Raw genomic sequence first — 24,976 nt, forward strand, 5'->3', positions numbered from 1 at the left:
GCACGGGCAGTCAATCGCGGGGAGGAGACCAAGTCAATTGGCCAAGCCAATCAGGTCAATCAGGCCGGCGGGCGGAAGCTCATCAAGGTTCGCGTCTTGTAGTCGTAGAACTTGCCGGTCTCGGTCCAATCAGGCGCGCACATCGGCACGATGAATTCGGCGACCTGCTCGGCGGTGTCGAGCGTCGCGGGATCCTCGCCCGGCATCAAGGTGGCGCGCATGCGGGTGCGGACCGGGCCGGGGTTGAACAGGTTGACACGAAGAGGCGTGTTCGCGGTCTCCTGCGCCCAGGCGCGCGCCAGCGTTTCCAGCGCGGCCTTGGAGGCGGCGTAGGGGCTGACATAGGCGGTCGCCTTGTTGGCGGCGCCCGAGGTGATGAACACGGCGCGGCCGGCATCGGACTGCTTCAGCAGCGGCTCCATGCAGCGGATGAGCTGGAAGTTGGCGGAGACGTTGACGGCCATGACGTCGTTGAAGGCCTTCAGCTCGATATGGCCAATTGGCGAGGAGGGGCCGAGCACGCCGGCATTGCCGACGAGGATGTCGAGCTTGCCGTAGCGCTCGTGCAGGCCTGCGCCCAGCCGCGCGATGCCGTCGGAATCGGTGAGGTTGAGCGGTACCAGCGTGGCGCTGCCGCCCTCTTTCCGGATCTCGTCGTCGAGCTCTTCCAGCCCGCCCTGCGTGCGCGCCACCGCGACGATGTGTGCGCCGGCCTTCGCCAGCGCCTTGGCCGTGGCGAAGCCGATGCCGCGTGAGGCGCCGGTGACGAGAGCGATGCGGTCGGCGAGGGGATTTGTCATGGCGGGGTTTTACAGCCGTGGATGGCCGGGACAAGCCCCCCGCATCCCCGTCATTCCGGGGCGCGCGTAGCGCGAACCCGGAATCTCGAGATCCCGGGTTCGGTCCTTACGGACCGTCCCGGGATGACGGCTTCGCCGTCAGCTCGCCTCCGCCAGCAGCGACAATTGCCGGGGCTGCTGCTCGGTCTGGGTCTGGTCGGTGAGGTGGGTCGGATACGCCCCGGTGAAGCAGTGATCCGAGAACTTCGGATTGGCAGGGTCGCGGCCGGGCTCGCCCATGGCGCGGTACATGCCGTCGATCGACAGGAAGGCGAGCGAGTCGGCGCCAATGATCTCGCGCATTTCCTCCAGCGAATGCGTTGCGGCCAGCAGGCCGCCGCGGTCCGGCAGGTCGATGCCGTAATAATCGGGATAGAGGATCGGCGGCGAGGCGAGGCGGAAATGCACTTCCTTCGCGCCTGCATCGCGCATCATGCGCACGATCTTCTTCGAGGTGGTGCCGCGCACCAGCGAGTCGTCGATCAGGATGATGCGCTTGCCTTCGATCGCGGCGCGGTTGGCCGAATGCTTCATGCGCACGCCGGATTCGCGGATTGCCTGCGTCGGCTGGATGAAGGTGCGGCCGACATAGTGGTTGCGGATGATGCCGAGCTCGAACGGCACGCCGGAATGCTGGCTGTAGCCGACAGCGGCGGGCACGCCGGAATCCGGCACCGGCACGACGACGTCGATCGGCACGTGGCTCTCGCGCGCGAGCTGCGCACCAAAGGCCTTGCGCACCTCGTAGACCGAGCGGCCGTGGACGATGGAATCCGGACGGGAGAAATAGATGTATTCGAAGATGCAGGGACGCGGCGCCATCGGCGGGAACGGCTTGTGGATGTCCTGGCCGTTCTCGTCGAACACGATGACTTCGCCCGGCTCGATGTCGCGGATGAAGCGCGCGCCGATGATGTCGAGCGCGCAGGTCTCCGACGTCAGGATCGGGCAGCCATCGAGCTCACCGAGCACCAGGGGGCGGATGCCGCGCGGGTCGCGCGCGCCGACCAGCTTCTTGTTGGTCAGCGAGACCAGCGCATAGGCGCCCTCGATCTCGCGCAGCGCGTCGATATAGCGCTCGATGAAGCGGCTGCGCCGGGAGCGCGCGACGAGGTGCAGGATCACCTCGGTGTCGGTGGTCGACTGCATCATCGCGCCGTTCCTCACGAGCTCGCGGCGCAGCGTCAGGCCGTTGGTGAGGTTGCCGTTATGGGCGACCGCAAGGCCGCCGGCGTTGAGTTCGGCGAACAGCGGCTGCACGTTGCGCAGGATGGTCGCGCCGGTGGTGGAGTAGCGGACATGGCCGACCGCCATGTTGCCGGGCAGGCGGTCGATCACCTCGCGGCGGGAGAAAGTGTCGCCGACGAGGCCGAGGCGGCGTTCGCTGTGAAAGCGGCTGCCGTCATAGGAGACGATGCCGGCTGCTTCCTGGCCGCGGTGCTGAAGGGCGTGGAGGCCGAGGGCGGTGATGGCGGCGGCGTCGGGGTGGCCGTAGATGCCGAATACGCCGCATTCCTCGCGGAGCGTATCCCCCTCCAGATCGTCCTGAAGCTCTAGCGCGGCCGGGCTCAAACCGGCTTTTGGATCGAGATCAAGTTGGGCGTCCTGGTCAGGGTGTCGCATCTCGTCCGCGCCTCTCTTTAGGGCCTAATCAACGCGCCGCAGGTTTCTCGATCAGCTTTTTCAGGCTGTCACGAGCAGGTTTACTGTATCCGTCGCCACTGCCCGAAGGCTGCTGCTCGGAATCAGCTTGATCATCATCTGGTTTGTTTTTCTTGAATCTCTTCAAGATGGTGTTCTCGGGGTCGTCCGGCAAGAGCGCCATCAGCCAATCGCCGGTTCCCTGGAGCACCACGCGGGATTTCGCCCCCGTAACCCAGTCCGGGCGCTGCTTGTCCGGCACCAGCCAGGTGAAGAACAGGAAGGCGACCACGACGATCAAAAGGCCGCGAGCCAGCCCGAACAGGAAGCCGAGGGTGCGGTCCAGCGCGCCGATCCGCGAATCCAGGATCATGTCGGAGATCCGGACGGTGATCACGGAGACCACGACCAGGGTACCGACGAACACGCCGGCGACCACGACCACACTCGCGACCGTGTCGTTGTTGAAATAGGTCTTTGCGGTCGGCAGCAGCTTGGAGAAGGAGTACAGCGTCATGATCGCGGCCGCGCCCCAGGCTGCGATCGACAGGATTTCGCGCATGAAGCCGCGGACCATTGCAAGCAGGCCCGAGATCAGCATCACACCGAGCAGGATCAGGTCGAGGAGTGTTACTGGCATCGGCTGGTCTGGTCCGCTCGTACTCTCAAAGGTGCTCAGCGAATCGGTGTTTGGCCGCTGCCCTAAAAGAGGGGCAGACGGCGTTCCCGGCAAGGCCGCAACCACGCAATCCCATGCTGCTTTTGTGACGGCTGTATAGCGGCGGGGGCCGGGGACGTCACCTCCGGCTACCCCTCTCCGCGGCGGAATCTTGCCGGTGTGGCATTTTTCTCTGCCGATCCGCCGGATTCGCCCCGGCGGGAGCCGCGGGCGGCGATCTCGGCCACCAAAGTCGTCAGGCTGTTCACCGCGTTGAGCGACAGTCCGGCGTCGCCGCCGGCTTCGCCCCGGGCCGATTCGGGCAGCACGGCGCGCTGGAAGCCGAGTTTTGCCGCTTCCTTCAGCCGGGCCGGGGTCTGCGCCACCGGACGGACCACGCCTGAGAGCGAAATCTCGCCGAAATAGACTGCATCCGTGGGTAACTGCGCATTAACCAGGGACGAAACCAGTGCCGCCGCCGCGGCGAGGTCGGCCGCCGGCTCGTGGATGCGCAAGCCGCCGGCGACGTTCAGATAGACGTCATGGCCGGACAGCTTGACCCCGCAATGGGCTTCCAGCACCGCCAGCACCATCGAGAGGCGGCTCGGGTCCCAGCCGACCACGGCCCGGCGCGGGGTGCCGAGCGAGGTTGGTGCGACCAGTGCCTGCAATTCGACCAGGACCGGCCTCGTGCCCTCGATGCCCGCAAACACGGCGGTGCCCGGCGTGCCGAGATCGCGCTCCGACAGGAACAGTTCGGAGGGGTTGGTGACCTCGCGCAGACCAAGGCCGGTCATCTCGAACACGCCGATCTCGTCGGTTGGCCCGAAGCGGTTCTTGACGGCGCGCAGGATGCGGAATTGCTGCGAGCCTTCGCCCTCGAACGACATCACGGCATCGACCATGTGCTCGACCACGCGGGGGCCTGCGATCTGGCCGTCCTTGGTGACGTGGCCGACCAGGATGATGGCGGCGCCGGTTTTCTTGGCGAAACGGATCAACGCCTGCGCCGAAGCGCGCACCTGCGTGACGGTGCCGGGCGCGGATTCCACGGTGTCGGTCCACATGGTCTGGATCGAGTCGATCACGATCAGGCGGGGAACCGCGCCCTCCGACAGCGTCGAGACGATGTCCTCGACCGAGGTCTCGGCCGCAAGCTGCACCGGCGCGTCCGACAGGCCGAGCCGCTCGGCACGCAGCCGCACCTGGGCGATGGCTTCTTCGCCGGAGATGTAGACGATCCGATGCCCGGCGCGCGCCATCAGACTGGTCGCCTGCGTCAGCAGCGTCGACTTGCCGATGCCGGGATCACCGCCGACGAGGAGCACCGAGCCGCGGACGAAGCCGCCGCCGGTGACGCGGTCGAGCTCGGTCATCCGCGAGGACAGGCGCGGCGCGTCCGGGCTCTTGCCGGCAAGGCTCTCCAGCGCAAAGGTCCGGCCCTTGCGCTTGGAACGGATCGAGACCGGGACGCTGCCGCTCGTGTCCTCCTCGGCGAGCGTATTCCACTCGCCGCAGGACTCGCACTTGCCCTGCCAGCGGTTATAGGCCGCGCCGCAGTTCTGGCAGACGAAGGAAAGCGTGTTCTTGGCCATGGGGACAGTTGAGTCGGGGGTCTTGATGTCAGCTGATAGCACGGAATGGCGGGCCGCGAGGCCGATCGCCCGCGCGCCCAATATCGCAATTCAACGCAACCAGTACACCCTTTGTTAGTTCTAGGCCCCAGCGCCGCACCGGGCTTTGCCAAATGTTAGCGGACGACGGTCCAGTTTCGGAACCAGTACGGGGTGACGAGACCAATGACGATATTTTTGCGGATATTGCTCGCCGTGGGCATGGCCTGCGGCGTTCTGGCGCCTGCCGGCCGTGTCGTCGCGGCTGACGCCAAATCCCTCAACATCGTCTTCGTGAATCCCGGCAAGACCGGCGAGGTCTATTGGGACATGGTCGCGCAGACCATGCAGGCCGCGGGCCGCAAGCTTGATGCGCATGTCGAGGTGCTGACCAGCGAGCGCAACTACCGCACCATGCAGGAGCTGGGGTTCGGCGTGGTGGCACGTCCCGACAAGCCCGACTTCCTCATTCTCTCGAACGAGGAATCCGCCGCCGTTCCGATCCTGGAGGCGGCCGAGGCCGCGGGCGTCAAGACGCTGCTGCTCTCGAACACGCTGATCGGCGAGGATGCGGCGCGGCTCGGACCGCCGCGCCGGACGCTCAAGACCTGGCTCGGCGACATCACGACCGATCTTCAGACCGCGGGCGCGCGGATGGCGAATGCGCTGATCAGCGCGGCGCGTGCCGAGAAATGGCAGAGCCCGGACGGCAAGATCCACATTCTCGGCATCGGCGGCGACGAGATCACGCCCGCCTCGATCGCGCGCAACGCCGGGCTCCAGCTTGCGGTGGCGGCCGCGCCCGACGTGGTGGTGGACCGGATGCTGTTCGCCAACTGGACGCAGTCGGAGGCCGAGCAGGTCACGGCGAATTATCTGAGCTGGGCCGCGCGCAAGGAGATACGGCCCGCCGGCATCTGGGCCGGAAACGATCCGATGGCGCTCGGCGCGCTTCGCGCGGCGACCGCTGCCGGCCTCATGCCCGGTCGGAATATTCAGGTGGTCGGCCTCAACTGGTCGGAGGATGCACTGCGCGAGATCAGGGCCGGCCGTCTGCTCCTGACCGACGGGGGGCACTTCCTGCTCGGCGGCTGGTCGATCATCCTGCTCCGCGACTACGCCGATGGCTGCGATTTCGCGGCCACATCGCCCCGCGTCGAGGCCAAGACATCCGCGATCACCCGCGACAATCTCGCTGCGGTCGGAGACCTCATCAAGACGCGCGCCTTCGATCGGATCGATTTCGCGCGTTTCAGGGCGAGGGCGGGGCGCTGCGGCCAGTACGATTTCTCCGTCGATGCGCTGATTTCTTCGCTGACGCTGCCGGAAGGCACCGCTGACTGATGCGAAACGGTGACGACATGACCGATCCGGATCGCAAGCAGCAGGCGGCGGCGCCGTCGCGCTCGCGCTCGGTGGTCCGCGCGATGATCTGGGCCACCGTGCCGGTGCTGCTGGTGGTGCAGTTGCTCGCCTCCGCCGGCGTCGAGGCATCCAGCTTCTGGTCGCAGATCAGGCAGCTCGACGCGCGCATTGCCCGCACGGCCGAGAGCCGCGCCGAGCTGATCGCCGAGCCGCTCTGGAAGATGCGTTACGACCAGGTCACGAACGTGCTCAATGAGATCATGCACGACGAGACCATCGCTGCGGCGGCCGTCTATGACGACACCGGCGTTGCGATCGCCCGCGTGGTGGCGCGCCCCTCCGGGCAGGGTGTCGCGGAGGTGTCGCGTCCGATCAACTACAGCAACGGCAACATGGCCGTGCAGGCCGGCCGCATCGCGATCGCCTATTCCTACGCGACAGTCTACGCCGACACGGGCAGCCGTCTGATGCGGCTGCTGATCGTCGGCCTGCTCGCAACGCTTGCGACCGTGGTCGCAATGCGGATATCGGCGAACATCTTCATCGGCAAGCCGCTTGACGCAATCATGTCTGCGATCCAGCGCAGCAAGCGGGATGGTCGCGCCTATCCGGCGGACATCACATCGTCGAACGAATTCGGCCAGCTCGCGCACGCCTTCAACGCGATGCAGCACACGACGTCAGGTGCGCTCGACCGGCTCGGGCACATGGCGTCGCACGACCCGCTTACGAGCCTGCCCAATCGGCGCTCGCTGTCCGAGCGCCTGGTGACCTTGAGCGGCGATGCAGGCTCGCCGGATTCCCTGATCGCCTTCTGCTTCATCGATCTGGACGACTTCAAGGGCATCAACGACACTTTCGGTCATGATGCCGGCGACAAGTTCCTGGTCCACATTTCCGGGCGTCTCCGCGAGGCGGTCGAGCCGCAGGATTGGGTGGCGCGGCTCGGCGGCGACGAATTCGTCGTGATCCGCCCCGAAGTCAGCAACGAAGCGACCGCGCAGGCCTTCGCGCGCCATCTGCTGGCCGCGATTTCCGAGCCGATCCGGCTGCACGACAAGCAGGTCGTGCCGCGGGCCAGCATCGGTCTTGCCGTGCGCCGCGCCGGCGATCCCGAGCTATCGCACCTGCCGGCGCTCGCCGACATCGCGCTCTACCATGCCAAGACCAAGGCGCCCGGCACCGTCGCGGTGCTGAACGAGGCGCTCCAGCGCGACTACCGCCGTCGTAGGGAGCTCGAGCTTGCCATTCCCACAGGCTTTGCCGAGGGCCAGTTCGAGGTCTGGTATCAAAGCCAGGTCGACCTCGACAGCCAGGGCGTCGTCGGCCTGGAGGCGCTCATTCGTTGGCGCCACCCTGAATATGGCGTGATCGGTCCCGGCGAATTCCTGTCACTGATCGAGCGCAGCGGCAACAATGCACGGCTGACGCGCTATGTGCTGACCGATGCCTGCCGCGCGCTGCGACATCTGGCTGCCGCCGGCAGGCCGGATATCCGGATCGCGATCAACCTGCCGCCGTCCGAGCTCGCCGACCATTCGCTTGCCGCCGAGCTGCGCGAGACCTGCCAGCGCTTCGGCGTCGCGGCATCGTCGCTCGAGCTTGAGATCACCGAGGGTTCGCTGATCAACAACATCGCCAGCGCGTCCGAGACGTTGCACCGCCTGCGGCGCCTCGGCGCCACCATCGCGCTCGACGATTTCGGCACGGGCTACAGCTCGCTCGCCCATCTCAGGCGTTTCCCACTCGACAAGGTCAAGATCGACAAGGCCTTCATCAGCGAGATTCCGGACAGCGCGGAAGACAAGGCGATCGTTGGCGTCATCGCCTCGCTCGCCGGCACGCTGGGGCTGACGCTTGTCGCGGAAGGTATCGAGCGGCCCGAGCAAGCTGACGCCATGCGCGAGATGGGTGTGATGCTCGGGCAGGGTTATCACTATCATCGGCCGCAGCCGCTCGACGCCGTGCTGCAATGGCTCGAGGGACAGGCGGCTGGGAGCCGCGTCGTCACCGACAGCCCGTCGATCGCGCCCGAATTTGCCGCCTGAGCGCTGTGCGGCTACGGCTGTGTCGCGTTCCAGAACATCGAGAGCCCGGCCGCGATCATGATCGCGTCCATCAGCAGGCGGAACATCTCGGGCTTCAGATGCAGCACGAAACGCTTTGCGATGAAGGCGCCGGCCATCAATGACGATCCTGCGATCAGACCTTTGATGAACACATCGCTCGTCAGTGCGCCGAAGCGCTCGAAGGTCACGGACTTCGCGAAGTAGAGGCCGAGCGAGGCGGCCGCCTCGGTGGCGAGAAAGGCACCCTTGGACAGGCCGTAGAACAGGAACAGCGGCACGCTGAGCGGCCCGGTCGAGACCACGATGCCGGTGAGATAGCCGATGACGGCGCCGCCGATCGCAAGATGCCAGAGATTGGCCTTGAGGTCGTGCCGCGCCAGCCAGTGCCGGACCGGCACCATCGCGATCAGGAAGATGCCGATGGCAAGATCGACGGTGTGGGAGGGGAGCGCGAGCAGCGTGCGCGCGCCAAGCGCTGCGGCCGGAACACCCGTCACCGAATAGGCCGCGCAGGCCCGCCAGTCGACCTCGCGCCACCAGGCCAGGATCCGCGAGAAATTCGCCATGACGGAGGCGACCGCCATGATCGGCACGGCTTCCTTCGGCCCATAGGCGTAGACCAGCACCGGCATCAGCATGATCGACGAGCCGGTGCCGACGATGCCTGAGATGGTGCCGGCGACGAGGCCGACGGTGAGGACGAAGAGGAAGGCCAAGGGCGGGGCTCCGGGAATCGGACGAATGTAGCCCGTGGCCGGCAACCGTGCCCAGCCGCATCGACATCGCCTCTTGGTTAATCGGCGGTGTCGCAGGAACCGCCAATCCGACCCGCTCGGCGGCCTGGTCCTTAGAATTTGAAGCGTATTGATCGGAGCGCTCGCCTAGAGAATTTGAGGTCCGCGATGCCCGATCACCATTCCTTCTCCGCGCTCGACCGCCATGCCGTGCTCAGCGGGTCCGACAATGGTTTTCCCTGGTACGCCGGCGCGATGCTCGCGGTCGAAGCGAGTGAAGTGGTGCGGCTGCGCTGCGAAAAGCTCAGCCATGGCGATGAGGCCGCCGGGCAGGAGGCCGTGCTGATGGTGAGCGAGAAGATCGCTGCAGCCTTCGAGGCCGCCGCGGGCCTGCTTGCGGGGGCAACGCCGGCCGCCATCGTCCGGCGCTATCGTGAGCATGTGGCCGCGAATGCCAGGCGCCTCTCCGTGAACGAGACTCCATGAGGGAATTGCGCTGCTGACAGCATGTTGGCAGCAGGGGCCGGCTACGACCATCTCCTGACAAAACGGAGAGGTGGTCATGTCGATCGAGGCAAGCTGTCATTGCGGTGAAACGGTGTTCGAGGTGACGGAGGCGCCCTCCAGCGTGACGCGCTGCACCTGTTCGCTCTGCGCCAAGCGCGGCGCGTTGTGGGCCTATTACAAGCCGGCGCAGTTTCGTCTGCTGTCGCCGCCGGAAAACGTGACGACCTATCTCTGGGGCAGCCGCACCGTCAAACACCATTTCTGTGCGAGCTGCGGCTGCGGCACCTATTCGGAGTCGCCGGACTGGTCGACCGGCAAGCCTGACTTCGACAACCCCAAGGTCGCGGTGAACGCGCGCCTATTCGACGATTTCGACCTCGACGCGGTACCGGTGAACATGATCGACGGCAGGAATTTGTGGTGAGGATGCCGCCTCCCGTCCTCTTGAGGCTGGCGGAGAAAGCTGATCTGTTTCCGGCCTCGGTGAGAAGAAAAGGCGAGGAAACCCATGATGCGTCTTTTGACGCGAGCGATGCTCGCAATGTGTCTGGGAGTTGTAATCTGCTTCAACGCGGCGCAGGCGCAGACCAGGCCGAAGGTCACGACGCTCGGACCTGACTTCCCCAAGGCGGCGCTGTTCGTCGGGAACAGCTTCTTCTATTACAACAACGGCATGCCCTGGCATCTCTCCTTCATGGAGCGGGCTGGGGATGCGGCCAACAAGGCGGCGTATCGCAACACCATGGTCACGATCGGCGGCTCCGGCCTCGACTGGCACGACATGGACAATCTGCTGCGGCCGGGCGGCATCGGCGCCTACTCCTTCGACGAGCAGAACGTCGTGGTCTTCAACAAGCCCGGCAGGCAGTTCGAAGCGGTTGTGATGATGGATTGCAGTCAGTGCCCGATCCATCCGCAATTGAAAGACGCCTTCGTCGCCTTCGCCAAGAAGGACAGCGAGATCGTCCGCGCCCACGACATGCGGCCGGTGCTGTTCATGTCCTGGGCCTACGCCGACAAGCCGGAGATGACGGAAGGACTGGCCGAGGCCTATACGCTCGCCGGCAATGCCAATGATGCGCTCGTCATTCCCGCGGGTCTTGCGTTTGCGCGCGTCCGCAAGCTTCAGCCCGAGCTCAATCTCTATGCGCCGGACAGGCGGCATCCGAGTCCGGCCGGCACGTATCTGGCGGCCTGCACGACGCTCGCCGCGCTGACAGGTCGCACGCCGGTCGGCAATTCCTACACGATGGGGCTGGATCCGGAGACGGCGCAACTGCTGCAAAAGGCGGCATGGGACACGGTGCAGGAGTATTACGGGCGCTGATCTAGCGCAGGACGATCCAGGCCGGCGCGTGATCGCTTGCGCCGTCCTCGCCGCGCACCTTCTTGTCGACGCCGGCCTTGGCCAGGCGTGAAATAAGGGCAGGGCTGAGCAGCAGATGATCGAGCCGCAGGCCCGCATCGCGCGGCCAGCGGTTCCGCTTATAGTCCCAGAAAGTGTAGATGCGCTTGTCCGGATGAAGCTCGCGGATCGCGTCGCCCCAGCCTTGCGCGACCAGCGAGGCAAATGCCGCGCGGCTCTTCGGCTGGATCAGCGCATCCTTGTCCCAGGACCTCGTCGGATAAATGTCGATCGCCGTCGGCGCCACGTTGTAGTCGCCGGCGAGCACCACGGGCAGATCCTGCTTGATGAAGGTCTTGGCGTGGCGCTTCAGGCGCGCGAACCAGTCGAGCTTGTAGTCGAATTTCGGCCCCGGCTGGGGGTTGCCGTTGGGCAGGTAGATGCTGGTGACGATGATGCCGCGCACGGCGGCCTCGATGTAGCGCGCCTCGTGATCGTCGCTGCCGCCGGGCAGGCGGTCGCGGGTGAGAATGGGCTCGGCATCGCGGGCGAGGATGGCAACGCCGTTCCAGGTTTTTTGTCCACGCCATACTGCGCCATAGCCGGCCTTTTCGATGGCTGCCGCCGGAAATTCGCCATCACTTGCCTTCAATTCCTGGAGCGCGACGACATCTGGCTTTGCCGCGCGCATCCATGCCAGCAGATTGGGCAGGCGGCGGTTGATGTTGTTGATGTTGAATGTCGCGATCTTCATGTAGAGCTAGCGGCTCCTGCCTTCCGTCACCGGAGATACAATGTCCAAGTTGAACTTTGCTGCTCTCGTCGTCGTGGCCGCGATCTCCGGAGCGGCTTCGGCACAATCGTCCGATCCACGCGGCGCGTGCAAGGCGGATTACGACAAGTTCTGTGCCGGCATTGCGCCGGGCGGCGGCATCGTCGCCTGCCTCAACGGCAAGCGCGACCAGCTCAGCGCGACCTGCAAGGCGGCGCTGGACAACAGGAAGAAGAAGTAGGCGGCTGACGGCTCAGCTCGGCAGCGGCGGCGGGCTCGCCGGCTGCTCGACCGGCGGCGGAGAGGACGGCTGCTCGGCTGCCGGCTTTGCCAGCGGCTCCACCACATTGCCGCCCTTGTAGACGCGGGCATAGCGGTGGCCGAGGCTGGTCAGCACCTCATAGCCGATCGTGCCAAAATGATGCGCGAGCTCGTCGACGGTGATGCCTTCGCCGATCAGCGTCACCAGGTGGCCGCGCCGTACCGCGTTCGGCGGCAGATCAGTGATGTCGATCGCGATCAGGTCCATGGAGACGCGGCCTGCCACCGGGCAGCGTTTGCCGGCAACGATCACCTCTGCGCCGCGCGTGCCGTCGTTTGAACTGGCGGCGCGGAAATAGCCGTCGGCATAGCCGACCGCGATGATTGCAAGCTTGGTCGGCCGGCGCGCGGTCCAGGTGCCGCCATAGCCGACGCTCTCGCCGCGCTCGACATTGCGGATCTGCACGATGCGCGCCTTGAGGTCGACCACCGGCTGCATCGGATTATCGGCCTCCGGCGTCGGGTTGACGCCGTAGAGCGCGGCGCCCGGCCGCACCAGGTCGAACTGGAACGGCGCCCCGAGGAAGATTCCGGACGAATTGGCGAGCGCCGCCGGCACGCCGGAGAATTCGCTGGCGATGCCGCGGAAGGAAGCGAGCTGTTTGGCATTGACCGGGCTGTTGAGCTGCTCGGCCGAGACCAGATGGCTCATCACCAGCGTAATGCCATGGTCGCCGGCATTGATGCGGGGAATGATGGCCTGTGCTTCCGATAACGTCAGCCCGAGCCGGTTCATGCCGGTGTCGATGTGAACAGCGGCGCCTCCGTTCCAGCCGGTGCGGCGGCAGAACACGTCCCATTCGGCGAGCTCGTTGAGATCGCCGATCACCGGACGGCAATTGATCTGGGCGTAGTGCTCGCCGGTATTCTGGAAATAGCCGCCGAGCACGTAGATGGTCGGCTCCGGTACGGCGGCGCGCACCTTGCGCGCCTCCTCGATGGTGGCGACGAAGAAGGTCTTGCAGCCGGCCTTGTGGAGGGCACGCGCGACCTGCGCGGCGCCGCAGCCATAGGCATCGGCCTTGATCACCGCCGCGCATTCGGCCGGCACCGCCGTCTTCTCGAGCTTGCGCCAGTTGGCAATGATGGCGTCGAGGTCGACGGTGAGCACGCCGCCGAAGGCAGCGAGCGCGGCGGCATGGTTGGCCTCCGCTGAGAGAAGGCCGGATTGCGGGTTCATTTTCGGGTCGGACGCCATTGTCATGGCGCCGTTTTACGCAAGAGGCAGGTCTGGTTCAAGGAACTCAGTAGTCGTTGCCGCTGCGAGCCGGCATCTGGCTGTCGGGCGCGAGGTCACCGAACCGCGTGACCGAGGCTTCGAACGCCAGATCGACGGTGCCTGTCGGGCCGTGGCGCTGCTTGCCGATGATGACCTCGGCTTTTCCGTGCGCAAGGCTCATGTCAAGCTGCCACTTCTCGTGTTCAGGCGTGCCCGGGCGGGGCTCCTTCATCGCGAGGTAATATTCCTCGCGATAAACGAACAGCACGACGTCGGCGTCCTGCTCGATCGATCCGGATTCACGCAAGTCGGAGAGCTGCGGCCGCTTGTCGTCGCGGGATTCGACCTGACGCGAGAGCTGCGACAGCGCGATCACAGGGACGTTGAGTTCCTTCGCCAGCGCCTTGAGGCTGGTCGTGATCTCCGTGATTTCCTGCACGCGGCTGTCGCTGGCGCGCTTGCCCGACCCCGAGAGCAGCTGGATGTAGTCGATCACGAGCAGGTCGAGGCCCTTCTGACGCTTCAGGCGGCGCGCGCGCGCCATCAGCTGCGCGATCGACAGGCCACCAGTCGCGTCGACATAGAAAGGAAGCGATTGCAGCTCGATCGAGACCTCCCGGATCTTCTCGAAATCGGCTTCCGAGATGCCGCCGCGGCGGATGTGGGAGGAGGGAACGCCGGTGCGCTCCGCCACGATACGCGTGGCGAGCTGGTCGGCCGACATTTCGCAGGAGAAGAAGCCGATTACGCCGCCATTGGCGGCCTTCGTGGTGCCGTCGGCCTGGAGTTCCGGAACGTAGGCGCGTGCAACATTGTAGGCGATGTTGGTCGCCAGTGACGTCTTGCCCATGCCGGGACGTCCCGCGACGATGATGAGATCGGAGTGCTGCAGGCCGCCCATCTTGGTGTCGAGGTCGCGCATACCCGTCGAGATGCCCGACAGCTTTCCGTCGCGCTGGAACGCCTTTGCCGCGAGATCGACCGCGACCGCCAACGCCTGCGAGAATTTCTGGAAGCCGCCGTCATAGCGGCCGGACTCGGCGAGTTCGTACAGCTTTCGCTCGGCGTCCTCGATCTGCGCGCGCGGCTGGAAATCGACCGGAGCGTCATAGGCGACATTGACCATGTCCTCGCCGATGCCGATCAGGTCGCGCCTGAGCGACAGGTCGTAGACGGTGCGGCCGTAGTCCTGGGCGTTGATGATGGTGGTCGCTTCGGCAGCGAGGCGCGCCAGATATTGCCCGATGGTCATGCCCCCGACGTCGGTATCGGCGGGCAGGAACGTCTTCAGCGTGACGGGCGTGGCGATCTTGCCCATCCGGATCAGGCTGCCGGCGGTGTCGAAGATGGTCTGGTGCAGCGGCTCGAAGAAATGCTTCGCCTCCAGGAAGTCGGAGACGCGGTAGAAGGCATCGTTGTTGACCAGGATGGCGCCCAGAAGGCTCTGTTCCGCCTCGATATTGTGCGGCGCGCTCCGATAGGTCGGAGTTCCTGCGTCAGGCGCGAGTTTGAGAACGTTCGAATCAGTCAGGGCCATGGTCGGACGTGCTTAGCAATTTTCTTGGGCGGATGCGGGGCCGGGATAAAGCGCCGCCTGCGCCCAAAGCGGAAGCAAAAGCTGACCGCTATCAACCGCTCAGTTAAAATGGTGGATGATTAGCAGCCGCAGCATGCGCCGCGCTTGACGGATTTTTGCGGAACTCCCCCCGGCCTGGAAGCGGCCGCGACTGTGCCGCGGAAAAATACTGAAACAGTGAACCTAATGGATTGGGGTGCAGACGTATGAAGAGCGCGCGAAATGACGCGCGCTGGCCGCTTTCGGCTCGGGCTCAGACCAGCAGGAGGTAGACCAGTGCAACCAGGGCCGCCCCGACGCCGGTAGCGATCAGGGCGTAATCGGTGCGGAGGTCGTCCTGCACGTCGAATGAGGTTTGGGTCTCTTTGCTCATGGCGACGGTCTAAGCCAGGCCCGACCAGACTTATGTGAAGCAGATCACATCTCCCCGGATTCTTTCGGGGGTAGAGCCGGAACGGACGGGCGGACAGGGGATTGTCCCCGGTAACCCGCCATCAGGGGGACGAGGCAAGCGATGCGGCCAGAACGGCAGCACGGGATATGGCGAAGCGAGGCAGGCAGCCGGCTCTGGCTGTCCGGGCTGATCGCGGCCATGCAGCATGCCGAGCGCCCCGAAGTCCGCCGCCAGCCGGTCGCGCCCGAGATCCTGGCGGAACTGCGGGCGCAGTTGGCGTTAACGGCGTCTTTCCGCTCTTCTCCGATTTCAACCTCGCGCCACTAGCCTCTATTCACCGGCCAGCTTCAGCCGTGGCTTGGCGCCGCCTTCGATGGCCCGGAGGCGGGCTTCTTCGTGCGCGACGTAGTCACGGGTGATTGGCACCACGCCCTGACGCTTGGTGAGCTGGATCTGGAAGTTCATCATGTGCTGCTTGCGGAACGTCATCTCGCTGGCCGCCAGATAAAATTCCCACATCAGGGCGAAGCGCTCGTCGTAAAGCTGCACGGCCTCCTCGCGCCGCGCCATGAAGCGCTCCCGCCAGGCCTTCAGCGTCTCGGCGTAATGCAGCCGCAGGATCTCGATGTCGCAGACCAAGAGACCAGCACGCTCGATCGCCGGCAGCACTTCGGACAGAGCGGGGATGTAACCGCCCGGGAAGATGTACTTGGCGATCCAGGGATTGGTCGAATCCGGGCCCTGCGAACGGCCGATCGAGTGCAGCATCATGACGCCGTCCTCGTTCAGGAGTTCGGCGCAGCGCTGGAAGTAGGCGTCGTAGAACCTGACGCCGACATGCTCCAACATGCCGACCGAGACGATCCGGTCGAACGGCCCGTCAATGTCGCGATAGTCCTGGAGCAGGAATTTGGCCGATCGGGTCAGGCCCTTTTCGGCCGCGCGCGCATTGGCGATCTGCAACTGCTCTGACGACAGCGTGATGCCGGTGACGTCGGCGCCTGCGGTCTCGGCGAGATAGAGCCCGAGGCCGCCCCAGCCCGAGCCGATGTCGAGCACGCGCTCGCCGCCCTTGACGCGAAGCTTTGCGGCGATGTGGCGCTTCTTGGCGAGCTGCGCGTCGTCGAGGGTGCTCTCCGGCGTCTCGAAATAGGCGCAGCTATATTGCTTGTCGGCGTCGAGGAAGAGCGAATAGAGCCGGGCGTCGAGATCGTAGTGATGCGCGACATTGCGACGCGAGCGCGCGCGCGGATTGAACTGCTTCAGATGCCGCGTCAGATAGCGCAGGTGCCACCAGGGTTTTGCCCACTGCGGCAACAGGTCGGGTTGATCGAGCAGGATCGCGAGGGCATCAGCTATGGTGCCGCGCTCGACGACGAACTCGCCGTCCATATAGGCCTCGCCAAGCCCGAGCTCGGGATTGATGAGGATCTTTCGTTCCGCGTCCGCAGTCACGAAACGGACTGCGATCGGTTCGCCTGAGCCGTCGCCGACGGTGAACTTCGACCCCTTCGCCGTGGTCACCGTCATCGACCCGCGGCGAATGAATTGAGACAGGAATTGACGCAACAAACGGTCCATCGACACCTTCCTCTCGAGCGAACCCGAAGAGATGCGACCAACCCGGCTTTCACATCAGACGCTCAGGTCCCGCTCAGGTTCCTATGCGTTTGCATCTAAATCTAGGGAGGGTATTCCGCTCCCGCTATTGCGCTGTATTCAAAGCCGATATTCCAAAAGCGCTTAATCACATCCTTGCGCGCGGACCCTGCTTCCATTCGCGGCTCAATCCGGTAAAAGGTGACCGCCGCCGCGCCGGGATGCCGGCTGCATTCGCGGAAATTCAATGGAGATGATGGGAATGTCGAGCCGAGCGCTCAGCCTCGCGACGGTAGTGCTTCTGATCGGCTTCGGTGCGACCGATGCCGTTCTGGCGCAGGCGACGAACCTCGAGGCCGGCAAGGCCCCATCCCAGCTCTTCGCGCAGACCTGCAGTGCCTGCCACAAGAGCCCGAGGGGGCTGCTGAAGACAGTCGCGCCGGGTTCGCTCCCGGGTTTCCTGCGTCAGCACTACACGACCAGCTCCGACATGGCCGGCGTGCTGGCCTCCTACCTCGTTTCGAACGGCGCCACCGACACCCGCTACCAGGCCAAGGACGGCAAGGACAAGAAGGACGGCGCCAAGGACAAGGAGGCGAGCACCAATCCTGCGCAGTCGCCTGAGCATCAGGGCCGTCGCCAGCGCTCCCAGGAGGCCGCCAAGCCGGAAGGCGAAGCTGCCGCCCCAGCCGCCGAGGGCGCGCGCCAGAAGCGCGCGGCGCGGCCGAGCGAGGAGGGGGTAAAGGAAGGCGCGAAGCCCGAGGGGCAAGCCACGCCGGAGGGCCGCAAGGCCAAGCGTCTCAGCAAGCGCGGCAAGCCGGAGACCGAAGAGGCGCCGAAGGTCGATGCCGCCGCGCCGGCCGCTGACGACAGGAAGAGCGAGCCCAAGCCCGACACCGCCAAGGTCGAGCCCGGTCGCGACGAAGCCAAGCCCGACAGCGCCAAGGCCTCAGAGAAACCCGCCGAGCCGAAGCCGGAGAGCGCCAGGGTCGAGCCGCGCGGCAGCGAAGCTCCGGCGCTGCGGCCCGATCCGCTGCCGCAGGTGACGCCGGCCCCGCCGGCGGCCGCCACGAAGCCCGCCGAGCCGGCCGCGCCCAAGGCGGCGGAAGAGGCGGCTCCCAAGCCTGCCGCGCCTGCCGCAAGCTCCGAGCCGGCGGTCAAGCCGCAGGAGCCGGCGCCGCCCACGACCGCTGCGGCCCCGCCGCCGGCGGAGTCATCGGGACCGCCAGCACCGCCGATTTCGCGCTAAGCCAACCCGCATTCTCAGATCAAGTTGCGAAGGTCGCGCTCGCCGCGGCCTTCGCATCGTCTTGACCGCGATTAGAGCAGTACTCTAGAGTGATACTCTAGGAGGCGCGATGACGACGAGCGTGCGTGACGACCTGTTGGCGGCGGGGCTGTTCGTGTTCGACCGCGTCGGCTTCGAGGCTGCGACAGTGGCTGCGATCCGCGCCAAGGCGCGCGCCTCCAACGGCAGCTTCTTTCATGCCTTCGGGTCGAAGAAGGAGCTGGCCGGCGCGCTGTTCCTGGAGGTGCTGCGGCATTATCACGCCGCGGTGCTGGCCGCGCTCGATCCCGTGCCCGACGCCGAACAGGGCATCGATCGCCTGATCCGGGCGCATCTCGACTGGGTCGTCTCGAGCCGGCGCGAGGCCCGCTATCTCTTCGAGATCTCGCGCAGCGAATGGGGCGAGGACGTCCGCGACGCCCAGCGCGCACAGAATGCGCGCCTTGCCGAAGGCATCGAACGCTGGCGCGCGCCTCTGGTTGCCGGCGGCGAGCTCCTGCCGATGACGCCGGTGACGTTCATCAGCCAGCTCATCGGCCCGGCGCAGATCTTCTGCCGCGCCTTCCTGTCGGGCCGCGATCGTGCCGATCCGCGGAGCGAGGCCGACACGCTGATCGCCTGCGCCATCCGCGCGCTGCGGCCGCCCGATCGCATCAACAAACAATAAGGAGAGATGCCATGCAAGCCGAAGCGGATCCGGAATTTGCGGCCGTAGCCGAGCGCATCCATGCCAATGTCGGCCGCCAAGGCTTTATGAACCTCGTCGGTGCCGAGCTCTCGGAATTGTCGCGCGGCACCTGCACGATCGCGGTGGAGCGCCGGCCGGAACTGCTCCAGCAGCACGGCTTTTTCCACGGCGGCGTCACCGCCTTTTTGGTCGACAACGCCACGACGATCGCGGCCGCCACTTCGCGCGGCCAGCCGGCGCTGACGGCGGAATACAAGCTCAATTTGTTGTCGCCCGCTGTCGGCGAGAAGCTGATCTGCCGGGCAAGGGTGATCAAGCCAGGACGCCAGGTCTCGGTGGTGGCGGCCGACGTGTTCTGTGTCAGCGACGGAGTCGAGAAGCACACGGCAACGGCGCTCGCTTCGATCGCGATGCTGAGCGAGGACGTCGCCGCCAAAACGAAAAGCCCGGCCGCTTGAAGCGACCGGGCTTTTGATTTGTCTTCGTCATTCCGGGACAGCGCATCGGCGCTGGACCCGGAATCTCGAGATTCCGGGTCTGGTCCTTCGGACCATCCCGGAATGACGACGTTGGAGTTACTTCTCGGTCTCTTCCGCAGCCGGGGCCGGCTCGACGTCGTCGTGCTGGGCTTCCGGATCGAAGAATTCGCCGGCGGCGGCGATCGCCTCGGCGGCCGCATCGCGGTCCTCGTTGCGGGTCGAGATGTCCTCGCCGCGGTTGATGCGCTCGGCCTCGTCCTGGCTGCGCGCAACCGTGACGGTGATCTCGACCTCGACCTCGGGGTGAACGGCGACGGTGATGGTGTGCTTGCCGATGGTCTTGATCGGTGCGTCGAGCTGGATCTGCGGGCGAGCGAGCGAGATGCCGTCGGCTTCGAACGCGACGACGATGTCACGCACGTTGACCGAGCCGAACAGCTGGCCGGCTTCCGAGGCCTGGCGGATCACGATGATGTTCTTGCCCTGGATCTTCTCGGCGACCTTGGACGCCTCGGCCTTGGACGCGAGGTTGCGGGCCTCGAGGTCGGCCTTCATGCCGTCGTACTTGGCGCGGTTGTCGGCGGTGGCGCGCAGCGCCTTGCCGCGCTTGAGCAGGAAATTACGGGCGTAGCCGTCGCGAACCTTCACGACTTCGCCCATCTGGCCGAGCTTGTTCACGCGTTCCAGCAAAATGACTTCCATATTCGTTCTCCTTTGAAGTGCTCTGTGAGTTCTGGGTTTCAGGGGTGGACTTAAGGGGTCGGGAGCGGCGGCGGCTGGCGGCTGCGCAGGAAGCGCTCGCGGAAGCCGAACACGGCGTCCGCAAGGCCCAGGATCACCATCGCGATGACAGGCCATCCGAACACGACGACGACGGCGTAGGTCGAGCCGAGCCAGAACGTGCGGCTCTTCAGCGCGAGCGTCAGCGTATGCAGCACGGCAAAGCCGGTCAGCGCATAGCCCATCATCAGCGCCGCCGTGGTGATCTGCGCGACGATCGCCAGGAGCCCGCCGGTGAAGCAGAAAGCGAGCGCGATGCAGAGCGCCACGAGCGTCATCGGCGGCAGCTCGGCCGTCATCAGATCCGGCCAGGGGCGGCGCAGCCGGCCCGACGTCGCCGTCACCCTGGCGCTGAGCCAGAGGTTGAGGGTCAGCGTCATCATGGCGACGATGGTGGCGGCGGCCGGCGCGATGCGCACCAGTGCGTCGACGAACTGGTCGGCTTCGCCGGAGGCTTGCGGATCGGTGGCGCGGAGGATGCGCATCAGGCCGCGCCGCAGCGTGCCGATGATGGTGTCGGCGTCGGTGCCGAGCGTGAGCAGGGCGGCGATCGTGGTCAGCGCGGCGAAGCCGGCGATCCACAGCAGGATACGGCCGACCGGGTACCACTCGAGCTCAGGCCCTGCCGCCGGCTCGGTCGCGGCGTCCGGCGTGACATGTCCCACCTGCCGGCTGAGCAGGACGAGATGGCCGAGCCACCACGCCGGCAGCGCGACGGTGACGGCGAACGCGATGCAGTAGGGCAGGCCGAACAGGGCGCCGAGGCCGATCGCAGCGGCGATGCCGCCAAGGCTCGCGCAAAGCGGTCCCCAGCCGATCGCGGCGACCGTCAGCGGCAGTGGTGCGAGATAGAACAGGACGAGCGAGATCAGCGCGCCCGAAACGATCGAGGCGAACATCAGGGCCGACGCAGCGCCGGCGATCAGGGCTATCAGTCCAAAGGCCATCATCAGCTGTCCCGCTCCTTCCGAGCGGTTAGAGGCATCTCGCCCCAACCATCGGCGACCGGACGACCCGGAAGCCTTATGAAACTTCGAGAGTGCGGCCGGCGGCGATGTCGCCGCCGGCCGAATTCGTCTTAGCGAATGACGTAGGGCAGCAGGCCCAGGAAGCGCGCGCGCTTGATGGCGCGGGCGAGCTCACGCTGCTTCTTCGCGGACACTGCGGTGATGCGGCTCGGCACGATCTTGCCGCGCTCGGAGACGTAACGCATCAGCAGCTTGGAGTCCTTGTAGTCGATCTTCGGAGCATTGGCGCCCGTGAACGGGCAGCTCTTGCGACGACGGAAAAACGGACGGCGTGCACCAGCTTCAGCCATTGATCTTACTCCCCATCCGTCGTGGTTTCAGCTTCTTCGCGCGGACGGCGCGGGCCGCGATCACCGCGGAAGCCACCACCGTCACGATCGCCGCCACGGAAACCACCCTCGCGGTCGCCACGGAAGCCGCCTTCACGCTCGCCGCGGAAGCCGCCGCCACGATCGTCACGTTCGCGATCGCGATCAGCCTTGCGCATCATCGCGGACGGGCCTTCCTCGAGCTCCTCGACGCGGACGCTGAGATAGCGGATCACGTCTTCGCTGATGCGCTCCTGGCGCTCGATCTCGGCGATCGCCGCGGACGGCGCGTCGATGTTGAGCAGCACGAAGTGCGCCTTGCGGTTCTTGTTCATGCGGTAGGTGAGGGAGCGAACGCCCCAGTTCTCGGTCTTGGTGACCTTGCCGCCGAGACCCTCGACGATACCGGTCATCTGCGCAGTCAGCTCTTCGACCTGCTGCGGGCTCGCGTCTTGGCGCGCGAGAAAAACATGCTCATAGAGAGCCATGGAAGTCCTTTCCTCATGTTGGCGCATCGCCCGGCGTCAAGCCCTTAAGAGGCCTTCGGAAAGGACTCTGGGATTAAGCTCAGAAGGCGGAAACACGGGACGACGGGCCGACTGGCCCTGCCACACCAAAATCACGAATGATTTGTTGAGACCGTCCGTTCAGCTCCCGGCCGGGGTCTGCGGATGCGCGCCTTATACGGATTTTGGCCGGCTTTGCAAGGTTGGAGGGCCAGGTTTCGCCCCTGGCGCCCGGGCTGGGGGCCCTCGGCTTGATTTATTTGTTTGTATAGCATACAAATAAATCAACGGGAGGATCCCATGGCAGACAAATCTGCCCGCGCCCCATCCGAGCCGGCCGCCGGCGACCCCAAGCATGCGGCGCGCGCCACACGCTCGGCCGGTCGCAAAATGCGCTCGTTGCTGCTGGATGCGGCCAGCCCGCTGTTCCGGGAGCGGGGATTGTCGGGCGCCTCGATCACCGACATCGCGGCCGCCGCGGACGCATTTCCGAGCCAGATCACCTACTATTTCCGCACCAAGGAGGCGCTGTTCGTCGAATGCGCCTGCCGCGAGCTCCTGTACGTCGCCCGCGCGACCGAGCAGGCTGCGCTGAAGGCGCGCACGCCGCGGGACTACACCCACGCGCTGGCCGAGACGGTGACGGCGAGCGATTCGGTGGCCTTCTTCGCCGAGGCGTTGACGTTGACGCGGCGTCGCCCGGATCTCGCGCCGCTGGTCGAGCGCACCATCGAGCGTCTGCACGCCGAGGGCGCACGCGCCTATGCGAGCCAGGTCGAGCGCCACGGCTGGCGTTCCCTGCGCGCGCCCGACGAGAGCTCGCGGCGGTTCTGGGCCGTCGCCATCGGCGTCATCCTCGAAGGCTATGCCATGGGGCGCTCGCCGGATGAGCTCTGCGCCGAGATGCTGCGCGTGCTGGGCGAGCAGGCGAAATCTGCCGGCGACGCCGCGCGCCTGCGCCTCGTCGACGACCGCGACGCATCGACCACTTCGGATGAGGAGAGCTAGGCCATGACCGCACTTCGCATGCGTGCCCGCGATTTCCTGACCGAGGATCAGCTCGTCGACGTGCGCCAGCGCGTAACGTGGAAGGGTGTCGCACTGATCGCGCATGCCTGGGCGCTGATTGCCGGTGCCATCGCCCTCGTCGCATGGTGGCCGAATCCGCTGACGTACATTTTCGCTGTCGCCGTCATCGGCTCGCGCCAGCTGGGCCTGTCGATCCTCATGCACGACGGCGCGCATGGTTGTCTCTCCGCCGATGAGAACACCAATTTGACGCTGAGCCAGTGGTTCTGCGCCTATCCCGTTTTTGCCGAGACGCGCGCCTATCGCCGCTATCACTTGCAGCACCACGCGCGCACCCAGCAGGAGGACGATCCCGATCTTGTGCTGTCGGCGCCATTTCCGATCACGCAGCTGAGCTATCGCCGCAAGTTCATTCGCGACATCACCGGGCAGACCGGCTACCAGCAGCGCAAGGCGCAGCTGCTCAACGCACTCGGCCCGCAGGACTGGCCGTGGCGGCAGCGCGCTGCGCATTTCTGGGAGAAGCTCGGCCCGCAATGCGTTTTCAACGCCATCCTGCTTGCAGGGCTTGCGGCGGCCGGTGTGTGGTGGGCTTACCCGCTGCTATGGCTGGTGCCGCTGCTCACCTGGATGATGGTCATCACCCGCATCCGCAACATCGCCGAGCATGCCGTCGTCCCCGACAGCAGCGATCCCCTGCGCAACACCCGCACCACGCATGCCAATTTTCTCGAGCGCCTGTTCATCGCGCCGTATTACGTGAACTATCACCTCGAGCATCATCTCTTGTTCTACGTGCCCTGCTACAATCTGCCCAAGGTCCATCGCCTGCTGAGCGAGAGTCGTCATGCCGGCCGCATGGAAGTGCAGCCGAACTACGCCGCCGTGCTGCGGCTCGCCACCGCCAAGCCGAACCGCGACGACCGGCCGGGGCAATTGGTCAGCAGCGCGCGCCGCGCGCGGGCTGGCGCCGAGGTCGGCGCGGATCAGAAGGCGGGTGGTTTTTAAGGGGCGCATCCCCAGTTGAATGCCGGTCGACGTTCCCATCTTGGCTTGACATTGCAGGCCCGGACGGTGTCTACGGCCCCCTTTGAGGCACGATCCGGAACCATGGCCCAAGGCCGCGCGTAATCGGCTGCCGGTTCTCGCAGGGATCGTGCTCGACAAGCAGGGAGCGCCGATGACGGCAGCATTCACATTTCCGGGGCAGGGGTCCCAGGCGGTTGGCATGGGCAAGGCGCTGGCCGACGCCTTCCCGGTGGCGCGCGCCGTGTTCGACGAGGTCGATGCAGCGCTTGGGGAGAAGCTGACGGCCACCATCTGGGATGGGCCGGCCGAAACCCTCCAGCTCACCGAAAACGCCCAGCCGGCGCTGATGGCCGTTTCTGTTGCGACCCTGCGGGTGCTTGAGGCTGAAGCCGGTTTTTCCGTAGGGCGGGACGCGGCCTTTGTCGCCGGCCACTCGCTTGGTGAATATTCGGCGCTGGCCGCGGCCGGCAGCCTGACGGTTTTCGATACCGCGCGGCTGCTTCGCACCCGCGGTCTCGCAATGCAAAAAGCCGTGCCGGTCGGCGCCGGTGCGATGGCCGCTCTGCTGGGCCTCGATTACGAGGCCGCCATGGAGGTCGCCAATGAGGCGGCTCAGGGGCAGGTCTGCCAGGCCGCCAACGACAATGGCGGCGGGCAGGTGGTCGTCTCCGGCGACAAGGCAGCGGTCGATCGCGCCGTCGAGATCGCCAAGACCAAGGGCGCCAAGCGCGCGATGCTGCTGCCGGTGTCCGCACCGTTCCATTGCAAGCTGATGCAACCGGCTGCCGACGCGATGGCGGAGGCGCTGGCCAAGGTCACGATCAAGGCTCCGGCAGCTCCGCTGGTGTCGAACGTGCTGGCAACCGCCATCACCGATCCCGATGAGATCCGCCGCCGTCTGGTCGAGCAGGTCACCGGAACGGTGCGCTGGCGCGAGTCGGTTGCCTATATGGCCGGGCAGGGCGTGACCCGTTTCTTCGAGATCGGCGCCGGCAAGGTGCTGACGGGTCTCGTCAAGCGTATCGCCGACGGCGCCGTCGGTGTCGCGGTGGGCGGACCGAACGACATTGCGGCCGCCAAGGATGCGCTGGCCGCTGCGAAGCAGGCCTGAAGCGCGATGAATCGTCATCGCGCTTTGGTTCTTTAGTTTGCGCACGATCTTGCCGGAAAACCGCTGCGCACGTTTCCG

General features: G+C 65.8%; 26 protein-coding genes. 13 read left to right on the forward strand and 13 right to left on the reverse strand.

Features of this window, described 5'->3' with window-relative positions; genetic code table 11:
- Positions 1-59: 59 nt before the first annotated feature.
- The 4 genes from WN73_RS34720 to radA all read right to left on the reverse strand — a co-directional run bounded on the left by WN73_RS34720 (position 60) and on the right by radA (position 4,733).
- Positions 60-800 carry an SDR family NAD(P)-dependent oxidoreductase gene (locus WN73_RS34720; protein WP_011086835.1) on the reverse strand — a complete coding sequence of 247 codons (741 nt, stop codon included), beginning with the start codon at positions 798-800 and terminating at the stop codon, positions 60-62.
- 138 nt (positions 801-938) lie between these two features.
- Positions 939-2,462, reverse strand: a complete 1,524-nt coding sequence (gene purF, locus WN73_RS34725; protein WP_011086836.1) for an amidophosphoribosyltransferase — start codon at positions 2,460-2,462, stop codon at positions 939-941.
- Between the two features lie 28 nt (positions 2,463-2,490).
- Positions 2,491-3,120, reverse strand: coding sequence for a CvpA family protein (locus WN73_RS34730; RefSeq protein ID WP_271556816.1), 630 nt, complete (start codon positions 3,118-3,120; stop codon positions 2,491-2,493).
- 167 nt (positions 3,121-3,287) lie between these two features.
- Entirely contained in the window at positions 3,288-4,733 is a 1,446-nt protein-coding gene (radA, locus tag WN73_RS34735; protein WP_271556763.1) for a DNA repair protein RadA, read from the reverse strand.
- A gap of 204 nt (positions 4,734-4,937) precedes the next feature.
- Here radA and WN73_RS34740 point away from each other — a divergent pair, with 204 nt between their 5' ends.
- Both WN73_RS34740 and WN73_RS34745 read left to right on the forward strand, forming a co-directional pair.
- The gene (locus WN73_RS34740; RefSeq protein ID WP_271556765.1) at positions 4,938-6,095 is read left to right on the forward strand and encodes an ABC transporter substrate-binding protein; all 1,158 of its coding nucleotides are present in this window, start codon (positions 4,938-4,940) and stop codon (positions 6,093-6,095) included.
- Entirely contained in the window at positions 6,095-8,164 is a 2,070-nt protein-coding gene (locus tag WN73_RS34745) for a putative bifunctional diguanylate cyclase/phosphodiesterase (protein WP_271556767.1), read from the forward strand. Before WN73_RS34740 ends, WN73_RS34745 begins: the two co-directional genes overlap by 1 nt.
- Positions 8,165-8,175: 11 nt before the next feature.
- Here WN73_RS34745 and WN73_RS34750 read toward each other — a convergent pair whose 3' ends face one another.
- Positions 8,176-8,901 (reverse strand): sulfite exporter TauE/SafE family protein, encoded by a 726-nt coding sequence (locus tag WN73_RS34750; protein WP_028171067.1) that lies wholly within the window; start codon positions 8,899-8,901, stop codon positions 8,176-8,178.
- 186 nt (positions 8,902-9,087) lie between these two features.
- On the opposite strand from WN73_RS34750, the gene WN73_RS34755 reads away from it, so the two are divergent.
- The 3 genes from WN73_RS34755 to WN73_RS34765 all read left to right on the forward strand — a co-directional run bounded on the left by WN73_RS34755 (position 9,088) and on the right by WN73_RS34765 (position 10,753).
- Positions 9,088-9,405 (forward strand): hypothetical protein, encoded by a 318-nt coding sequence (locus WN73_RS34755; RefSeq protein WP_271556770.1) that lies wholly within the window; start codon positions 9,088-9,090, stop codon positions 9,403-9,405.
- Positions 9,406-9,481: 76 nt separating this feature from the next.
- Positions 9,482-9,850 carry a GFA family protein gene (locus tag WN73_RS34760; RefSeq protein ID WP_271556772.1) on the forward strand — a complete coding sequence of 123 codons (369 nt, stop codon included), beginning with the start codon at positions 9,482-9,484 and terminating at the stop codon, positions 9,848-9,850.
- 84 nt (positions 9,851-9,934) lie between these two features.
- Positions 9,935-10,753: a DUF4886 domain-containing protein gene (locus tag WN73_RS34765; RefSeq protein WP_271556774.1), complete on the forward strand. Its 819-nt coding sequence runs from the start codon at positions 9,935-9,937 to the stop codon at positions 10,751-10,753.
- A 1-nt stretch (position 10,754) separates the two neighbouring features.
- Here the strand turns inward: WN73_RS34765 and WN73_RS34770 are convergent, their stop codons facing one another.
- A complete protein-coding gene (locus WN73_RS34770) occupies positions 10,755-11,525 on the reverse strand; it encodes an exodeoxyribonuclease III (protein ID WP_011086845.1) in 771 nt (256 codons plus the stop codon).
- Between the two features lie 40 nt (positions 11,526-11,565).
- Between WN73_RS34770 and WN73_RS34775 the strand changes: the two genes are divergently transcribed.
- Positions 11,566-11,784, forward strand: a complete 219-nt coding sequence (locus tag WN73_RS34775; RefSeq protein WP_028171072.1) for a hypothetical protein — start codon at positions 11,566-11,568, stop codon at positions 11,782-11,784.
- Between the two features lie 12 nt (positions 11,785-11,796).
- On the opposite strand, the gene alr is transcribed toward WN73_RS34775, so the two are convergent.
- Positions 11,797-13,062 (reverse strand): alanine racemase, encoded by a 1,266-nt coding sequence (gene alr / locus WN73_RS34780; RefSeq protein WP_271556817.1) that lies wholly within the window; start codon positions 13,060-13,062, stop codon positions 11,797-11,799.
- Positions 13,063-13,108: 46 nt separating this feature from the next.
- Positions 13,109-14,620 (reverse strand): replicative DNA helicase, encoded by a 1,512-nt coding sequence (locus tag WN73_RS34785; RefSeq protein WP_271556775.1) that lies wholly within the window; start codon positions 14,618-14,620, stop codon positions 13,109-13,111.
- Between the two features lie 553 nt (positions 14,621-15,173).
- Between WN73_RS34785 and WN73_RS34790 the strand changes: the two genes are divergently transcribed.
- On the forward strand, positions 15,174-15,380 hold the full coding sequence (locus WN73_RS34790; RefSeq protein WP_082756721.1) for a transcriptional regulator: 207 nt from the start codon (positions 15,174-15,176) through the stop codon (positions 15,378-15,380).
- A 3-nt stretch (positions 15,381-15,383) separates the two neighbouring features.
- On the opposite strand, the gene WN73_RS34795 is transcribed toward WN73_RS34790, so the two are convergent.
- Entirely contained in the window at positions 15,384-16,634 is a 1,251-nt protein-coding gene (locus WN73_RS34795) for an SAM-dependent methyltransferase (protein ID WP_271556776.1), read from the reverse strand.
- A 280-nt stretch (positions 16,635-16,914) separates the two neighbouring features.
- On the opposite strand from WN73_RS34795, the gene WN73_RS34800 reads away from it, so the two are divergent.
- From WN73_RS34800 to WN73_RS34810, 3 genes are all read left to right on the forward strand, one after another.
- Entirely contained in the window at positions 16,915-17,901 is a 987-nt protein-coding gene (locus WN73_RS34800; protein ID WP_271556777.1) for a c-type cytochrome, read from the forward strand.
- Between the two features lie 109 nt (positions 17,902-18,010).
- Positions 18,011-18,607, forward strand: coding sequence for a TetR/AcrR family transcriptional regulator (locus WN73_RS34805; RefSeq protein WP_271556778.1), 597 nt, complete (start codon positions 18,011-18,013; stop codon positions 18,605-18,607).
- An 11-nt stretch (positions 18,608-18,618) separates the two neighbouring features.
- Positions 18,619-19,086 (forward strand): PaaI family thioesterase, encoded by a 468-nt coding sequence (locus WN73_RS34810; protein WP_271556779.1) that lies wholly within the window; start codon positions 18,619-18,621, stop codon positions 19,084-19,086.
- A gap of 117 nt (positions 19,087-19,203) precedes the next feature.
- Here the strand turns inward: WN73_RS34810 and rplI are convergent, their stop codons facing one another.
- The 4 genes from rplI to rpsF form a co-directional block, all read right to left on the reverse strand.
- Positions 19,204-19,809, reverse strand: coding sequence for a 50S ribosomal protein L9 (gene rplI / locus WN73_RS34815; RefSeq protein WP_011086852.1), 606 nt, complete (start codon positions 19,807-19,809; stop codon positions 19,204-19,206).
- A 50-nt stretch (positions 19,810-19,859) separates the two neighbouring features.
- A complete protein-coding gene (locus WN73_RS34820) occupies positions 19,860-20,837 on the reverse strand; it encodes a DUF2232 domain-containing protein (RefSeq protein ID WP_271556780.1) in 978 nt (325 codons plus the stop codon).
- Positions 20,838-20,965: 128 nt separating this feature from the next.
- Positions 20,966-21,205: a 30S ribosomal protein S18 gene (gene rpsR / locus WN73_RS34825; protein ID WP_007592020.1), complete on the reverse strand. Its 240-nt coding sequence runs from the start codon at positions 21,203-21,205 to the stop codon at positions 20,966-20,968.
- A gap of 5 nt (positions 21,206-21,210) precedes the next feature.
- Positions 21,211-21,711: a 30S ribosomal protein S6 gene (rpsF, locus tag WN73_RS34830; RefSeq protein WP_028171082.1), complete on the reverse strand. Its 501-nt coding sequence runs from the start codon at positions 21,709-21,711 to the stop codon at positions 21,211-21,213.
- A 318-nt stretch (positions 21,712-22,029) separates the two neighbouring features.
- Between rpsF and WN73_RS34835 the strand changes: the two genes are divergently transcribed.
- From WN73_RS34835 to fabD, 3 genes are all read left to right on the forward strand, one after another.
- On the forward strand, positions 22,030-22,737 hold the full coding sequence (locus WN73_RS34835) for a TetR/AcrR family transcriptional regulator C-terminal domain-containing protein (RefSeq protein WP_011086855.1): 708 nt from the start codon (positions 22,030-22,032) through the stop codon (positions 22,735-22,737).
- Positions 22,738-22,740: 3 nt separating this feature from the next.
- Positions 22,741-23,766 carry a fatty acid desaturase family protein gene (locus WN73_RS34840; RefSeq protein ID WP_271556781.1) on the forward strand — a complete coding sequence of 342 codons (1,026 nt, stop codon included), beginning with the start codon at positions 22,741-22,743 and terminating at the stop codon, positions 23,764-23,766.
- A gap of 172 nt (positions 23,767-23,938) precedes the next feature.
- Complete coding sequence (gene fabD / locus WN73_RS34845; RefSeq protein ID WP_271556782.1) at positions 23,939-24,898, forward strand: ACP S-malonyltransferase; 960 nt, start codon at positions 23,939-23,941, stop codon at positions 24,896-24,898.
- Positions 24,899-24,976: the final 78 nt, after the last annotated feature.

It is taken from the genome of Bradyrhizobium sp. CCBAU 45394 (assembly GCF_028128655.1).
Lineage (GTDB): Bacteria > Pseudomonadota > Alphaproteobacteria > Rhizobiales > Xanthobacteraceae > Bradyrhizobium > Bradyrhizobium diazoefficiens.

Bases quoted from the DNA above. Each gene is read 5' to 3' on its own strand.
- WN73_RS34720 (WP_011086835.1), bottom strand. From the start codon at position 800: ATGACAAATCCCCTCGCCGACCGCATCGCTCTCGTCACCGGCGCCTCA.
- purF (WP_011086836.1), bottom strand. From the start codon at position 2,462: ATGCGACACCCTGACCAGGACGCCCAACTTGATCTCGATCCAAAAGCC.
- WN73_RS34730 (WP_271556816.1), bottom strand. From the start codon at position 3,120: ATGCCAGTAACACTCCTCGACCTGATCCTGCTCGGTGTGATGCTGATC.
- radA (WP_271556763.1), bottom strand. From the start codon at position 4,733: ATGGCCAAGAACACGCTTTCCTTCGTCTGCCAGAACTGCGGCGCGGCC.
- WN73_RS34740 (WP_271556765.1), top strand. From the start codon at position 4,938: ATGACGATATTTTTGCGGATATTGCTCGCCGTGGGCATGGCCTGCGGC.
- WN73_RS34745 (WP_271556767.1), top strand. From the start codon at position 6,095: ATGCGAAACGGTGACGACATGACCGATCCGGATCGCAAGCAGCAGGCG.
- WN73_RS34755 (WP_271556770.1), top strand. From the start codon at position 9,088: ATGCCCGATCACCATTCCTTCTCCGCGCTCGACCGCCATGCCGTGCTC.
- WN73_RS34760 (WP_271556772.1), top strand. From the start codon at position 9,482: ATGTCGATCGAGGCAAGCTGTCATTGCGGTGAAACGGTGTTCGAGGTG.
- WN73_RS34765 (WP_271556774.1), top strand. From the start codon at position 9,935: ATGATGCGTCTTTTGACGCGAGCGATGCTCGCAATGTGTCTGGGAGTT.
- WN73_RS34770 (WP_011086845.1), bottom strand. From the start codon at position 11,525: ATGAAGATCGCGACATTCAACATCAACAACATCAACCGCCGCCTGCCC.
- WN73_RS34775 (WP_028171072.1), top strand. From the start codon at position 11,566: ATGTCCAAGTTGAACTTTGCTGCTCTCGTCGTCGTGGCCGCGATCTCC.
- alr (WP_271556817.1), bottom strand. From the start codon at position 13,062: ATGGCGTCCGACCCGAAAATGAACCCGCAATCCGGCCTTCTCTCAGCG.
- WN73_RS34785 (WP_271556775.1), bottom strand. From the start codon at position 14,620: ATGGCCCTGACTGATTCGAACGTTCTCAAACTCGCGCCTGACGCAGGA.
- WN73_RS34790 (WP_082756721.1), top strand. From the start codon at position 15,174: ATGCGGCCAGAACGGCAGCACGGGATATGGCGAAGCGAGGCAGGCAGC.
- WN73_RS34795 (WP_271556776.1), bottom strand. From the start codon at position 16,634: ATGGACCGTTTGTTGCGTCAATTCCTGTCTCAATTCATTCGCCGCGGG.
- WN73_RS34800 (WP_271556777.1), top strand. From the start codon at position 16,915: ATGTCGAGCCGAGCGCTCAGCCTCGCGACGGTAGTGCTTCTGATCGGC.
- WN73_RS34805 (WP_271556778.1), top strand. From the start codon at position 18,011: ATGACGACGAGCGTGCGTGACGACCTGTTGGCGGCGGGGCTGTTCGTG.
- WN73_RS34810 (WP_271556779.1), top strand. From the start codon at position 18,619: ATGCAAGCCGAAGCGGATCCGGAATTTGCGGCCGTAGCCGAGCGCATC.
- rplI (WP_011086852.1), bottom strand. From the start codon at position 19,809: ATGGAAGTCATTTTGCTGGAACGCGTGAACAAGCTCGGCCAGATGGGC.
- WN73_RS34820 (WP_271556780.1), bottom strand. From the start codon at position 20,837: ATGATGGCCTTTGGACTGATAGCCCTGATCGCCGGCGCTGCGTCGGCC.
- rpsR (WP_007592020.1), bottom strand. From the start codon at position 21,205: ATGGCTGAAGCTGGTGCACGCCGTCCGTTTTTCCGTCGTCGCAAGAGC.
- rpsF (WP_028171082.1), bottom strand. From the start codon at position 21,711: ATGGCTCTCTATGAGCATGTTTTTCTCGCGCGCCAAGACGCGAGCCCG.
- WN73_RS34835 (WP_011086855.1), top strand. From the start codon at position 22,030: ATGGCAGACAAATCTGCCCGCGCCCCATCCGAGCCGGCCGCCGGCGAC.
- WN73_RS34840 (WP_271556781.1), top strand. From the start codon at position 22,741: ATGACCGCACTTCGCATGCGTGCCCGCGATTTCCTGACCGAGGATCAG.
- fabD (WP_271556782.1), top strand. From the start codon at position 23,939: ATGACGGCAGCATTCACATTTCCGGGGCAGGGGTCCCAGGCGGTTGGC.